The 13027-nt window shown below is 44.2% G+C and carries 16 protein-coding genes and 1 other annotated feature; of the genes, 8 read left to right on the forward strand and 8 right to left on the reverse strand.

The features are described 5' to 3' along the window. Positions 1–14 precede the first annotated feature (14 nt). Entirely contained in the window at positions 15–470 is a 456-nt protein-coding gene (locus PQG66_RS19330; protein WP_272039449.1) for an ATPase, read from the reverse strand. A 220-nt stretch (positions 471–690) separates the two neighbouring features. Here PQG66_RS19330 and PQG66_RS19335 point away from each other — a divergent pair, with 220 nt between their 5' ends. Together PQG66_RS19335 and PQG66_RS19340 are read left to right on the forward strand one after the other, a co-directional pair. Beyond that, entirely contained in the window at positions 691–1893 is a 1203-nt protein-coding gene (locus tag PQG66_RS19335; protein ID WP_272039450.1) for an MFS transporter, read from the forward strand. A gap of 166 nt (positions 1894–2059) precedes the next feature. Next, positions 2060–2407, forward strand: a complete 348-nt coding sequence (locus PQG66_RS19340) for a toprim domain-containing protein (protein WP_272039451.1) — start codon at positions 2060–2062, stop codon at positions 2405–2407. Positions 2408–2569: 162 nt separating this feature from the next. On the opposite strand, the gene PQG66_RS19345 is transcribed toward PQG66_RS19340, so the two are convergent. Further along, entirely contained in the window at positions 2570–3187 is a 618-nt protein-coding gene (locus PQG66_RS19345) for an SCO family protein (RefSeq protein ID WP_272039452.1), read from the reverse strand. A 452-nt stretch (positions 3188–3639) separates the two neighbouring features. Between PQG66_RS19345 and PQG66_RS19350 the strand changes: the two genes are divergently transcribed. Beyond that, positions 3640–4620 carry a metal-dependent hydrolase gene (locus PQG66_RS19350; protein WP_272039453.1) on the forward strand — a complete coding sequence of 327 codons (981 nt, stop codon included), beginning with the start codon at positions 3640–3642 and terminating at the stop codon, positions 4618–4620. Positions 4621–4721: 101 nt separating this feature from the next. Here PQG66_RS19350 and PQG66_RS19355 read toward each other — a convergent pair whose 3' ends face one another. Further along, positions 4722–4943: an alpha/beta-type small acid-soluble spore protein gene (locus PQG66_RS19355; RefSeq protein ID WP_056702318.1), complete on the reverse strand. Its 222-nt coding sequence runs from the start codon at positions 4941–4943 to the stop codon at positions 4722–4724. Positions 4944–5062: 119 nt separating this feature from the next. On the opposite strand from PQG66_RS19355, the gene PQG66_RS19360 reads away from it, so the two are divergent. Next, positions 5063–5266 carry a hypothetical protein gene (locus PQG66_RS19360; protein WP_272039455.1) on the forward strand — a complete coding sequence of 68 codons (204 nt, stop codon included), beginning with the start codon at positions 5063–5065 and terminating at the stop codon, positions 5264–5266. Positions 5267–5384: 118 nt separating this feature from the next. On the opposite strand, the gene trpS is transcribed toward PQG66_RS19360, so the two are convergent. Beyond that, complete coding sequence (gene trpS, locus PQG66_RS19365) at positions 5385–6377, reverse strand: tryptophan--tRNA ligase (RefSeq protein WP_272039456.1); 993 nt, start codon at positions 6375–6377, stop codon at positions 5385–5387. A 61-nt stretch (positions 6378–6438) separates the two neighbouring features. Further along, positions 6439–6708: a binding site (T-box leader), on the reverse strand. A 246-nt stretch (positions 6709–6954) separates the two neighbouring features. Here trpS and PQG66_RS19370 point away from each other — a divergent pair. Together PQG66_RS19370 and PQG66_RS19375 are read left to right on the forward strand one after the other, a co-directional pair. After that, a complete protein-coding gene (locus PQG66_RS19370; RefSeq protein ID WP_272039516.1) occupies positions 6955–7935 on the forward strand; it encodes an aldose 1-epimerase in 981 nt (326 codons plus the stop codon). Between the two features lie 161 nt (positions 7936–8096). Beyond that, on the forward strand, positions 8097–8330 hold the full coding sequence (locus PQG66_RS19375) for an alpha/beta-type small acid-soluble spore protein (RefSeq protein ID WP_272039457.1): 234 nt from the start codon (positions 8097–8099) through the stop codon (positions 8328–8330). A gap of 69 nt (positions 8331–8399) precedes the next feature. Here the strand turns inward: PQG66_RS19375 and PQG66_RS19380 are convergent, their stop codons facing one another. Next, positions 8400–8804: an O-methyltransferase gene (locus tag PQG66_RS19380; protein WP_272039517.1), complete on the reverse strand. Its 405-nt coding sequence runs from the start codon at positions 8802–8804 to the stop codon at positions 8400–8402. 288 nt (positions 8805–9092) lie between these two features. Next, entirely contained in the window at positions 9093–10892 is a 1800-nt protein-coding gene (locus PQG66_RS19385) for a M3 family oligoendopeptidase (protein ID WP_272039458.1), read from the reverse strand. 118 nt (positions 10893–11010) lie between these two features. On the opposite strand from PQG66_RS19385, the gene PQG66_RS19390 reads away from it, so the two are divergent. Then, the gene (locus PQG66_RS19390) at positions 11011–11181 is read left to right on the forward strand and encodes a YycC family protein (protein ID WP_272039459.1); all 171 of its coding nucleotides are present in this window, start codon (positions 11011–11013) and stop codon (positions 11179–11181) included. Beyond that, the gene (locus tag PQG66_RS19395) at positions 11178–11411 is read left to right on the forward strand and encodes a hypothetical protein (RefSeq protein ID WP_272039460.1); all 234 of its coding nucleotides are present in this window, start codon (positions 11178–11180) and stop codon (positions 11409–11411) included. Before PQG66_RS19390 ends, PQG66_RS19395 begins: the two co-directional genes overlap by 4 nt. A gap of 16 nt (positions 11412–11427) precedes the next feature. Here the strand turns inward: PQG66_RS19395 and PQG66_RS19400 are convergent, their stop codons facing one another. Beyond that, positions 11428–12159: a DUF2225 domain-containing protein gene (locus PQG66_RS19400; RefSeq protein ID WP_272039461.1), complete on the reverse strand. Its 732-nt coding sequence runs from the start codon at positions 12157–12159 to the stop codon at positions 11428–11430. 40 nt (positions 12160–12199) lie between these two features. Continuing rightward, positions 12200–12577, reverse strand: coding sequence for a globin domain-containing protein (locus PQG66_RS19405; protein ID WP_272039462.1), 378 nt, complete (start codon positions 12575–12577; stop codon positions 12200–12202). Between the last annotated feature and the right edge of the window lie 450 nt (positions 12578–13027).

Genomic DNA, 13027 nt, shown 5'->3' on the forward strand with positions numbered 1-13027 from the left:
CATTCCCCCTTTAACTACGAAGCGGGTGCTGTTTTGTTTTTTTGTGCCTGTTCGACAAAGGTTTGGATCGTTTCGTTGCTCATCTTCCATTCACCAACCGAAATGCCGCGGAAGGTCACATCGACTTTTTCCGACTTGGTGTTACCTTTAATCTCCACATTAGGACTGGTAATCGTAAATTCACCATTCTGCCCTGCTGTATACGTTGCCTTGGAAGCCTCTTTCAGCATGATGCTTGTCGCCTCCTTCTTAAGCGCGTCCATCGTGCTGGACTGCACGTCAGTGACAGTCTGTTTAATCTGTTCAATGGAGATACCGCTGTATATCAACAGAGCCGCAATAATGATAATAGCTATCGCCCATTTCAACATCGTTTTGACCACATTCAGAACAAAGAACAAAATGATCAGAGCAACAACGATCACCAGCCAGTTCTGCATCACAAACTCTTTGATTACTTCTATGTTCATGATTACACCTTCCGTTATACGTTATAGAGTTCTTTCATGTTCCCGAATATTATACATGATTTCCGAACCTGCTGTCAGCTAAGCCCTCTCCGGTAAAAATAAACGGTCTAAGTTCGTCCTGCGGGGCGTACAAGTAGTACCATGAGGATTTGTCCTTACGAACGTGGACACGTTCAAGACCTGTGATCAAACAGGCATCGCCTAACAAGGAGGGGCTCTAGTGAAAACGGCCATCTGGCTATACCTTTTTTTGTTCCTAGCTGTATTTGATCTGCATGCCCAGTATCCCATTCTGACGCCTTTTGCCATATCACTTGGTGCAGCTCCAACCTTCATCGGATGGATGATGGGGATCTATTCTTTAACCCACTTGCCTGGTAATCTGATCGCCGGAACAGAGATTGATAAACATGGCAGCCGCCGATACATTGTGTTCAGCCTCGTAGGCGCAGGCATTATCCTACTCCTGCAGGCCCATGTCCACACCCCCTGGCAACTGCTTGCACTGCGTTCCATCAGTGGATTTGTATTAGCCTTTCTGTCTCCGGCATGTCTGGCCCTGCTTGCACAACTATCTACTGACCCAGTGAAACAAGGCAAATATATGTCAGGACATGGGGTAGTGCATACACTGGCTTCTGTGGTATCGCCAGCCGCTGGTGCAGTTATCGTGGGTGCTATGGGCTTCTCAGCCACTTTCTCCAGTCTCGGCTATCTGCTTATTCTGACAGGGGTCATTGCATTGCTCACCATGCCACGCGGCCTTGCGCCTAAGCCGCAGCCATTGACAGAACCAGCAAAATCTATCCCAGCTCACGCTAACTCTGCTCACACGCAAACTGACACATCTAAAGTATTCCTGCCTGTATCTTGGCGTTACTTTATGCTGCCCTTGGTCATTGCCTGTGCTCAGGGCATTCTGTTCTTTGAACTTCCCCTACGAGGAGACGGAGATTCCTCTATCATGTCTACTGGTTTACTATTCTCCATCATTAGTATAGGTGCATTATTTACACTTAGCATGTTATTCCTTAACCGGTATTCGCCAAAACTGCGTCTAGTCGTGGGAGTATTATTGATGTCACTTAGCTTCTTTGTTATGGCGGCGATACCACAGGTTTCGTTAACGGTCGTGTTATTTGTACTTGGAATGTCTAAGGGCATTATTTTCCCAGCCATGGCCACACTCTTTATTCATCTCAGCGGCGGCAGCAAACTTGGACGTATTTTTTCACTGCAGTCGATTGCCACCTCTATTGGATCGTTTATCGGTCCGATTACTGCTGGACAACTAAGACTTGGAGTATCACCTTATTTTATTGCCTTTATTTTGCTGATGATTGGTATTCTGCTTCTCCCGTACTACACATCCAAACCCACTGCCTCTCTCTCATCTTCCGATGCCAAAAGCATTCTGGGTTAAGACGTTGCAAGTTATAGTGAGATCTACTCATCTCTTTGCATTGAGATCTTTTGAACTTTGCATTATTCCCCCGTTTCCAGATACACTATAAGTACATTCAGTCGATTTTCGCTGTAACATTTCCCGGGGAATGTCGACATCAGCTCTCGAATCAGGGGGGAATAAGATGCCTATTCATGTCATCGTCGAAGGTAAGAATGATCGCAGTAAACTCAAACGACTAGTTGGTCCAGAGATCAACATCTTGTGCACATTCGGAACGCTAAACTCTCTCAAGCTGGAGACACTGCGCAAGCAAGTCGGCTATGATGAAGTATATTTGTTCATGGACAATGACAGCTCCGGCAAAAAAATAAGAGGCGTACTACGGGATGCTTTTCCCGATGCAGTACAGATGTATACAAGACGTGGGTATGCAGGAGTGGAAGGCACTCCAGATGAGTACATCATTGCCCAGTTAGAGAAAGCCGGGCTGGAGGAATTCATTCAGTATCCCGACCAAACTTCATATTGAAAAAGGCAACAAAAAGGCTGTTCTCGGGTCAATACAACCGGAAACAGCCTTTTCTTCAATCACGGATCTTTTAATGATGGATCGTTTAATTATAAATCTCTAAAGCAAATAATTTTCAACTCTAAACCTTACCTTCATACTCAGCCCATAACTCATGATTCATTATTCTTTGATCAACCTACGAATGTCCTCGGCAATGGTTTCCGGTTGCACATCTTCGGTATTGAACGCGTTATACACCTTGCGAAGCTGGTTATTCTCATCCACTAGACCGATCATGTTCATATGGGCAAAGTCTTCCTTGTTCTCACCTTCGATCAGAATCTGAAAAGATTCTTTAGCGAACTGTTTCGTCTTGTCCATATCGCCTCGCAAGAAATACCAGCCGGAATAATCCGCATGGAAGCGGTCGGCAAACGTTTTAATTTTCTCCCTCGTATCCACTTTCGGGTCGAATGAAATAGACACAAAGGATGCCTTGTCACCAAATGTACCATCCTCTTTCAACAAGTCCTGCACCTGAGACAGTGTAAATGTCGTAATCGGGCATACATCTGGACAGCTGGTAAAATAAAAGTAGAACAACCGTACTTTACCCTGTGTATCCGCCAGAGAGACGGTACGTCCATCCACATTTTCCATCGAAAATGATTGGATCTCCCGAATCTCGGGTAACTTCTCCTTGCTGGCAAATGCCGTGTTCCACATTAAGTACACCGCCATAATCAGTGCAATACCAAGCAATATCCATGTCCATATGTATTTCTTAATGACTTGCATCCTCTTCTCTTCCCCCCATATCATACGAATGAATGCGCATACACACCAAACAAAGTAAATCACATGATTAATATCTTACACTCTACACTTCTTTTCCAGTTGATTTTCCCAACGGCTCTATCTCAGATCGGTGTGATCATCTATGCCTTGGGCTACATATGTATTGAATAGTGTCTTCACGGCCAATGTCCAAATTCACACGGATTCACTTCACACATGAATGAACGTGTAAGTATCCATCCGTTCTATTCCGCTTACGATATAAATTTTATCATAGGCAACAGTCTAATTGTTTGACAATGTTCGTACATTTGCTGGGAATCGGACAGTTTCTTGCCAGAGTCCATTATGTTTTGCATCTACGTAAGCGGATAATATACACTAGATATGGGTATCACCTAAATAGAGATGTTTGATGTTTGAAGACGATACACCTTGTAAAGGAGACGTTTATGGATACCTCTACACATTTTGTTATGGGCATTGGTCTAGCTGGTCTCGCCTATGTTGATCCTGTCGTTGCAGCTGACCCAGTGCTCGCAGCCGCGGTCATGGTTGGTACAATTGCTGGCTCCCAGGCCCCTGATATTGATACTGCACTGCGATTCAAAAGCAATTCGCTCTATATTCGAAATCATCGAGGATTGTCACACTCACCGCCTTTCCTGCTCTTATGGGTTGTGCTTATTACCGGTGTGATTGGATTGATTTTTTCTGGGATTTCGCTGGGCCATGTAGCCTTATGGACTGCTGTAGCTGTAGGCGTACATGTATTCACAGACTTGTTTAATACGTATGGGACTCAGGCTGCTCGTCCTTTTACAGAACGCTGGATAGCTTGGAATATTATTCACATTTTCGACCCATTTATGTTCACGACACATGTGATAGCAATTCTGTTATGGGCCTTTAATCTGGCCCAGCCTGCTCCACTTTTCACTGCATTGTATATCCTAATTGGCGTATATTATATCTGGCGTACAATTGCTCGTGCACTTGCAGTTCGAAAAGTAATACGTATGGACAATAGCTCGGAAGCAGCCAAATACATTGTCATTCCTACTATTTCGTGGAGCCGCTGGCATGTCGTAAAAACAAATAAAGATGGTAGTTACGAACTTGGCAAACTCGATGGATCTGAGCTGACTTGGAGTCTTCATGCCACCTCATCCTCCCATGCAGCTGTTATCGCTTCACGCAAGTTGCCAGAGGTCAGTGCGTTTCTATACTTCACTTCTTATGCTGTCGCAGAGGTAGAAGAGCTTACTAACGGGTATAAAGTTCGCTGGGCAGACGTGCGTTATCGACACCGAAAACAGTATCCTTTTGTCGCTGTAGTCGTCATGGATCGGAATTTTGAAACCATTGATACGTATGTAGGCTGGTTAAGCGATGAGAAGATGGATAAAAAACTTTTATCTGCTGGCCCTTGACGCAAGTGTTGATTGCAGGGCACAATCGTTTATAGGAACGATTGCGACGGGAAAAGCCCGGGGCGTTATCCGCTCCGGGCTTTCTTGCCTTGCTGTATAAATTATTTGCCAGACCCAGCCAGAGACTGCTCAGCGATTTGTACCAAACGTTTAGTAATGTAACCACCCAGAGATCCTGTCTCACGGGAAGTGTAGTTACCGTAGTATCCGTCTTGTGGAATGGTCACTCCCAGTTCCTGTGCAGCCTCCATTTTCAATTGTTGCAGGGCTGCTGTTGCTTGAGGTACCACCAAGTTGTTGGAAGAACGAGATCCTTGAGCCATATTTAAAATCTCCTTTCAATCTGTGTCTGTAATGTATTGCAAGCTTGCAAGATTATTATGGCTCGTACGCTTCAAGTTATACGAAAATTCATTAATTCTGTACATGGAGGTTTTTCCCAATGAGCAAAGGCTTATCCCTATGGTTTGCGTTTTCTTCGATTGTTTTGTTAACGGTTACAGCGATTACGATCTCATACTCCGGCTGGCTAGCTACACTTCTATTTGTTCTTTCTATGGCAAATATCGCTTGGGGATTTATCATTCGTGCCAAAAAAGAACGTCGGGAAGCCAGCACCAACTCGGCTTCTGAATCGATATCCTAGGCTACAGAGCACACTTGGATGTAAATAAACGTATAGAAAGAGGAGACGGATGAACTTCATCCGTCTCCTCTTTTTCACATCCTAAAAGATGTATGCTCTTCATTTCCCTTGCTTCGAATTACAGCTTGCGTCTAGGAACAAAGCCCATCCGCTCTTTTACCGCGTCAAGTGTCTGCGTAGCAACCTCTTCTGCACGGCGTGCCGAAGTCTCTAATACATCTGTAAGCTCTCCAGACTCACGAATTTCATTATATCTGGCTTGCAGCGGTTCAATTACAGAAACAACCACTTCCGCAAGCTCTTTTTTGAATGGACCGTACATTTTACCTTCATAACGCTCTGCAACCTCATTTAATGTCATACCTGCACATTCTGCATAGATGCTCATCAGATTGCTGACTTCTGGTTTATTTGCTGGGTCATAGACCACTTCACGTCCGGAATCGGTTGTGGCACGGCTAATTTTCTTACGAATGACATCTGGTGGATCTAACAAAGCGATGTAACTTCCAGCATTCGGGTTACTTTTGCTCATTTTCGTTGAAGCATCATCCAAAGACATGACACGAGCCCCCACCTGCGGAATATACGGTTCAGGAATCGTAAAATACTCCCCATAACGGTGGTTAAAGCGGCCTGCCAAGTCACGAGTCAGCTCTAGATGTTGCTTCTGGTCCTCTCCAACAGGTACAAGATCTGCATTATAGAGCAAAATATCCGCAGCCATCAACGATGGATATACGAACAGCCCGGCACCTACAGAATCTTTACCCGAAGATTTGTCCTTGAACTGAGTCATCCTTTCAAGCTCACCCATTGACGTCAGCGTGGTCATCAACCAGCCCAGTTCCGCGTGCTGTGGCACATGGGATTGAAGAAATACGTTGGATTTGGAAGGATCGATGCCCGCAGCAATAAACAGAGCAGCAACGGCCTCTGATTGTTCGCGAAGCGCTGCTGGCTCTTGGGGCACTGTGATGGCATGAAGATCAACCACCATAAAATGGCACTTGTAGTCATGTTGTAGTTTCACAAAATTTTTAATAGCACCAATGTAATTACCCAATGTAAGCTTTCCACTTGGCTGAATTCCAGATAATACTGTTTTCATCTTTATACGCCTCCCTGATTTATTAAAACTCCCTCTACGAACGCAAAAAAGCCCCACATCCGCAAGGGACGTGAGACCGTGGTGCCACCCTTATTCGCTCTCCTACGCTGTCCTGATGACATACAGGAACACCTGTAAGGAGGAGCCTTCATTGTTCCGTAACGTGGAATATCCGGCATACCCTAATAAGGCCCGCCGTCTTAAATAGACTGCGCCTGTTCAGCTACACACTCAAGGGTCCATTCAGAAAAGAGTTCACACCAGTTCCCATCAACCACTGGCTTTCTGTAGAGATTGCTCTTCACTTACTTGTCCCTATCATCGCTTTTACTTCATTCAGTTCGTAATTATCTTCCAGAACTCTATCTTAATGCGCACAAGCTTGAATGTCAAAATAGGATAGGTTTTTCACCATCCTTTAAAATCTGTTATGATGGTATTGCCTATCCTCTGGATGCTACGCAGTCGCTTACAGGATGTTACAAAAAGTTCGCATGATCACTATGACGCGTCTGCACAGTTCGGGCAAAACCGTACCGTTTGCAGGCAGATTTCAAGTGGGAAAAGGAGCATCGATATGAAACAAGTGACCAAAAGTCAATGGAATGGTTACGACACGTATATCCTACATAGCCGTAATTTAGAAATCACCCTGTTGCCTCGGCTCGGAAATAACATTATAGCCATTCGCGATTTGGTGCAGAACAGGGATATTGTACGCCGTCCCGATGAAAATGACCTGGCCTTCTATTTGCAGAAGCCTTATCATTTCGGAGTTCCGCTGCTCATACCACCTGGACGTATTCACCGAGGACAATTCGAATATGAAGGCATACGTTATCAGTTTGATCAGAATACAGCGAATGACAACCATATCCACGGACTTCATCGCAGCCAGTCTTGGCGTGTGAGTGATATTGAAGAAGATGAAGACGGATGTTCCATTACAACCGAATTATTGACTGAAAATGACGCGCATTGGATGGAACAATTCCCAATCCCTCTGAAGCTTGAAATGACGTTTAGCCTGCAAAATGAAGTACTGACACAGCGACTTCGTGTAACAAACCTAAGCTCAACACCTGCTCCCTTTGGGATAGGGTATCATACATGGTTTTTGCTGGACGGTAACCCAGAAGAATGGATGCTCCACCTACCTGTTTCCGGATTGTATGTGCAAAATGATGAACAGCTGCCTACAGGTGAAATAGAAGCGCTGCATGATGAATGGTCCTCCCTTGAAAAAGGCATTAACATGCAAGGCCGAAACTGGGATACCCTGCTTCGTGCTTCGGAGGGTAAGCCAGCTGTGGCTCATTTGCGGAGAAAAGACGGACATACGTTGAAGTATTCAGTGGATGAAGCTCTTTTCAAACATTGGGTTTTGTATACTAAAGGAGAGTCTGATCAATTTTTGTGCATCGAACCTTACACCTGGCTTCCCAATGCACCGAATCTGCCTTTAACCGATGAAGTAACCGGACTTGTCCGACTTGAACCTAAACAGCCTATAGATTTTGTTACTCATATCGAAGTGATTACACCGATAGAACGTTAATATAAAGGTCGTGTAAACAAAGAAGCCGATCCGTACTGGAACGGCTTCTTCGAGTTGACACGACCTCTTTGGTTATCCATATATTCCCTTACGCCATATCATGTATATTTCTTTACTCTCGATCCATACTAACATCACTAACCCATAAGGAGGTGAGACATATGTACGGAGGTCAAAACCAAGGTGGCGGTAGCCGCACTAACAATCTGGTTGTTCCTCAAGCGAACGCAGCATTGCAACAATTGAAAATCGAAGCTGCGCAAGAGCTGGGTGTAACTATTCCACAAGATGGTTACTACGGTAACTATACTTCCCGTGAGACAGGATCTCTGGGAGGATATATCACGAAACGTCTGGTACAAATCGCTGAGCAGCAATTATCGGGTCGTTCGTAAGCTCGTAATTATTGCTTCAATGTAACTTGAATGGCGGCCTTCTTCGGAAGTGCCGCTTTTATTATGAGTTTATGAGGTTGATCCCATTCCGGAATCTAGATATGTATTCGTTCTAGGATAGCGAATCATCAGATTGGCCATATTGTAGTTGGATTCCATCGTTGCATCGACTAAAATCATACCCTGTCTCACAGTAAAATCGTAGCTAATTTCTCCATGCGTCCATTGACGTTTATACTTTAGTGTCTCTAAAGCCATAGCACGGAATGAGGTTCGTTGTGTATCATTAAGGCCGCTTCCTTCTATATCCATTCTTCCATCACGCCCTGTTATCGGATTATGTCGAATTCCAAATTTCCCAATAACATTATTGCGTATTTGCACAAAAACCACCCCAGAATCTAATCCAGATAACTCCTGATCAAGCTCCTTAAACACTAAATCTAACTGCCTTGCTAATGAAAGCTGTTCCATTTTCACATTAACACTCCTATTCTTAAGCTTATAGTCCTATTAACAAGGACTTACGACTCATTATATGACATCATCTGCACATACTCAACAAACGCAAACAATATTGGGTATTTTTTACTATAACTTGCGCAATTAATTGCCACTTTTCTTCCTTAAAGTGAGCTTTTTCCTTCAATTACGACAAAATATCCATGTTTCGTTTATGAACAATACAAACTAAAAAAACTACAATGAATGTCTATCAGACATTCATTGTAGTTGAGTTTATATCTTATCCAGATTTCTATGTTACTTCCCCGCTTCAGTCATCTCTAAAAATTGCTCAATATCGGCTACAACCAGGTTCGCAGCATTTTGCCAAAATTCCGGCTGTCTCAGATCTGTACCCAAATGTTTCTGAGCCAGTTCCTCCACCGTCATTCGTCCCGTGTCTCGAAGCAAATCATCATATTTTCTCGCAAAATCCGTACCTTCCTGTTGCGCTCTCGCGTAGATTCCCGCACTAAACATATACCCGAACGTATAAGGGAAATTATAGAAAGGTACACCCGTGAGATAAAAATGCAACTTCGATGCCCAGAAGTGCGGATGATTTGAAGCAAGAACGCCACAATAAGCTTCTTCCTGGGCTTCTACCATTAATCTGCTCAGCTCTTCCGCACTTACGAGGCCTTTCTTACGCTGCTCATAGAAGCGATTCTCAAACAGAAAACGGGCATGAATGTTCATAAAGAAAGCTACACTACGCTGTATTTTATCTTCTAACAAAGCAAGCTTCTCCTGCTCATTGCTTGCGGATTGTACCAAGGCATCCGCAACGATCATCTCCGCAAACGTAGAAGCCGTTTCGGCCACGTTCATCGCATATCGCTGATTAAGTGCGGGTAGCTCTTCCATAATATGCTGGTGATATCCATGACCAAGTTCATGCGCGAGCGTCGATACGTTCGATGCCGTTCCCGAGAAGGTCATAAAGATACGGGTTGCTTTGCTAAGTGGCAATGAGGTACAGAATCCACCTGGGCGTTTGCCCGGGCGATCTTCAGCCTCAATCCATCGTTTCTCAAAGGCCATTTCTGCAAAGCTAGACAGCTTCGGACTGAACTTGGCAAATTGCTCCACGATGGTTTGAGCGGCTTCGTCATATGTTACTTTTCCAACAGATTCGCCGACCGGCGCCTCTACATCGCTCCAGCTCAACTTATCGACACCCAGCAGTTGAGCTTTTCGTTCCAGGTACTTCACAAGTATCGGCTTCGTTCCATTAATGACTTCCCACATTGTATCTAGTGTCTGGCGAGACATCCGGTTGATGGCAAGAGGCTCCTTCAAGATATCATTCCATCCACGTTTCTCATACAATTTCAGACGGAAACCTGCGAGATGGTTCAAGGTATCTGCGCAGAAATCTTCCACGTCTGTCCAAGCCTGTTCCCATGTGGCAAAGACCCGCTCACGCACTTCACGATCATTGTCACTAAGTTTATTGGCTGCCTGTCCTGCTGACAGCATAACCGTTTCTCCATCTTGTTCAAATGGAATGTTCACTTTGCTTACAATCGTATTATAAAACTTACCCCAGCCGTGATAACCATCTACAGCCAGATCCAGAGCAAGCCCCTCTAACTCTGGTGACAATTTTTCTTTCGCTTGTGTACGACTCTCGTTCAGCACAAAGGATAGTGGCTGGATTTCCGGTCGTTCTAGCCATTTAGTCCATACATCCTCTGACGTTTGGCTGAGTATGTTATCGAATTTAGACTTGCTACTGTTTAGCATGGCTGCAAGGGAACTTACAGTGCCCTGAAGTTGTGCCGCTTTTTTGTCTTGTTGATTTTGAGCAGACAGACAGGATACGAATGCAGATCCTTCAGAGATTCGCACATAACAGCTCTGCAGAAGTTCAAGAATAGGGTCAAAAGCTTTCGTGTCTTCCAGCGTCGTTGGAGCAGCCGTCTGATTCAATGTTTCTTGCAACTTTCGTACATCCTCGTCCAAATCATGTAGATATGCAGCGAAAGCTTCGGAAGAAGAACCTCCACTAAAGATGGACTCCAGATCCCATACGGGATGTAATGGCATTTTCATCTAATAAGGCACCTCTTTCTATAGATTCAATGAGTAGAATTGAATTAAAAACTGGTTTTATACGCAACGTATCTCTATACTAGAGAAATAATTAGCAACTTATTCAGGAGGTAAATGTATGAAACCTTTACAAGTATCGGCTGATACGGCCGTCAAATTAGCAGAATCTCTGGGTGTTCCTTTGGAACATCTAATGCATATGCCTCAACATATTCTCATGCAGAAGATTGCAGAACTGGCCAAAGAAGAGGCTGCCAAATCTTCTGACAAAGAAGGCAAGTCGGAATGATCCCTTTTGAGAATAGCTGGCCTTACGATGTCATCATGGGGGATATTTATGTACAGCAATGCCCTTTTTGCGGAGCAAATAATGTACTATTGCCTCTTAAACCCAAAGAACTCGTCCGTATCCGTGAAGGAAAAAAGAAATTACTGGTTTTCCCTTGTTGTAATAGCAATATGACCGTCATTGATACCGATAATGATTACTTGCTGTCCAGTCGTCCTGTCCGTTCATAGCCCTGAATCCAATACATTAAAGGGGGCTGCGCTTCGCAGCCTCTTTGTCTGCCTCCAGCATTTCTTCGGGCAGCTCCATTTTTCCAGATATCATCTGTTCGCGCACCAATGCCCATTGTTCCCTTGAAGCTCGAATCATTGCTGCATCCGTAATTCGCTTGTCATGAATGACTCGGGCAAACCACTTGACTGCTTCATGGAACCGCCCTACTCTGCGATTGAGTTCTCCGATCAAATACAATAATTTCGCTTCATTGCCGCCTGTCCCTTCCTGTTCAAACACTTTAACATAAGCCTCCAGGCTAAATTCAAGGAAACGATTCTCTTGTTCATGATCTTCCATATACCGATACAACCAAGCTAAATGATGCAACAGACCGGCTACAACGCGCTCCTTTTCCTGAATCACCTGAGCACACAGTAAGCCTAATTTGTATGTAGCGAGTGCCTGCTCCAGATTCCTTGCACCACTGTAATCCCGTTTGACCCAACGATTTCCGATCTGTTCCATAAATGCCTTACGTTGCTTCTCATTCAGATTCCCCGTTGAATTCTCCGTTGAAGCAAATCCACAGGACGGACAGATCCGGACAACATAAAAATCAGGATTTTCCTCTTTGTAATACATACAAAAATCAGAATCTGTCCGGTAAGGCCGTTTCAAACTCGGTCTAACACGTGAAGTTTTGAATTCGGTCTCGCAATAGTGACACGTCACCTTCACCTTATACAGCGGCTCTAATTCCACTTGTCTATCCCTCTCCCCTAAGGCTTGTTGTATGTTGGAACTATGGTGTATTCACGAAATGGTGCGCAGGCCCAGACAAACGTTGCAATATAAAGGAATGTAGCGGCTCCTCGACACCAACCTGTGTTAACGCTTGATTCATGCATGCCAGCCATGCCTCAGCTCGCTCAACCGTCACCTCGAAATGCATATGACGAGCACGCATCATTGGATGTCCGTACGCCTCAGAAAACAACGCCGGTCCTCCAAAAAATTGAGATAGAAACATGAACTGTTTGTCCATTACTGGACCAATATCTTCTGGGAATAGTGGTGCTAGCTGTTCATTTTGCACAACGATGGGATAAAAAGCTTCCACCAATGCACGAACACCCTGCTCACCGCCAAGATTGTCATAGATACTTAAATTGGGATTCATTATTCTCCCCCTTATTTGTCGAATTTTGCAATATAATACACGTTACATGAACATGGTAAACAATAGATCAATGAGCTTCACCTTAAAGGCAAGCATCTTCATTCTATCAAAAAAAATCAAAAAGTCCTATATCATATGGAGGTTGATGTTGGAATAGAGCCTTATGTATCAAGGACTTTATAGCCTAGAAACACAAAAAAAAGCGCCAACACAAAGGCTGACGCACCACATATCCATTAATAACTTCGCCAATCTTCCTCTTCAGTACGCACCAGCGAGGCGCGTATAACATACACAAATGCACAGACCAAGACTCCGGCGATAAGACTCATGATCATCACTCCATCCATATTGATTCCACCTTTATGACAATTAGGTGACGTTCAGGCGTTTTTACTATTTTAGCATACATCAATCAAAAGAACAGCCATTTTTGCAAACGCTTACTAA

It is taken from the genome of Paenibacillus sp. JJ-100, assembly GCF_948329825.1.
In the GTDB taxonomy this organism is placed as follows: Bacteria; Bacillota; Bacilli; order Paenibacillales; family Paenibacillaceae; genus Paenibacillus.

Coding starts and splice junctions, on each gene's coding strand:
- trpS (WP_272039456.1), bottom strand. CDS start 6,377: ATGAAAACAGTATTATCTGGAATTCAGCCAAGTGGAAAGCTTACATTG.
- PQG66_RS19350 (WP_272039453.1), top strand. CDS start 3,640: ATGGATACCTCTACACATTTTGTTATGGGCATTGGTCTAGCTGGTCTC.
- PQG66_RS19390 (WP_272039459.1), top strand. CDS start 11,011: ATGAAACCTTTACAAGTATCGGCTGATACGGCCGTCAAATTAGCAGAA.
- PQG66_RS19405 (WP_272039462.1), bottom strand. CDS start 12,577: ATGAATCCCAATTTAAGTATCTATGACAATCTTGGCGGTGAGCAGGGT.
- PQG66_RS19375 (WP_272039457.1), top strand. CDS start 8,097: ATGTACGGAGGTCAAAACCAAGGTGGCGGTAGCCGCACTAACAATCTG.
- PQG66_RS19380 (WP_272039517.1), bottom strand. CDS start 8,804: ATGGAACAGCTTTCATTAGCAAGGCAGTTAGATTTAGTGTTTAAGGAG.
- PQG66_RS19330 (WP_272039449.1), bottom strand. CDS start 470: ATGAACATAGAAGTAATCAAAGAGTTTGTGATGCAGAACTGGCTGGTG.
- PQG66_RS19345 (WP_272039452.1), bottom strand. CDS start 3,187: ATGCAAGTCATTAAGAAATACATATGGACATGGATATTGCTTGGTATT.
- PQG66_RS19360 (WP_272039455.1), top strand. CDS start 5,063: ATGAGCAAAGGCTTATCCCTATGGTTTGCGTTTTCTTCGATTGTTTTG.
- PQG66_RS19385 (WP_272039458.1), bottom strand. CDS start 10,892: ATGAAAATGCCATTACATCCCGTATGGGATCTGGAGTCCATCTTTAGT.
- PQG66_RS19395 (WP_272039460.1), top strand. CDS start 11,178: ATGATCCCTTTTGAGAATAGCTGGCCTTACGATGTCATCATGGGGGAT.
- PQG66_RS19355 (WP_056702318.1), bottom strand. CDS start 4,943: ATGGCTCAAGGATCTCGTTCTTCCAACAACTTGGTGGTACCTCAAGCA.
- PQG66_RS19340 (WP_272039451.1), top strand. CDS start 2,060: ATGCCTATTCATGTCATCGTCGAAGGTAAGAATGATCGCAGTAAACTC.
- PQG66_RS19370 (WP_272039516.1), top strand. CDS start 6,955: ATGAAACAAGTGACCAAAAGTCAATGGAATGGTTACGACACGTATATC.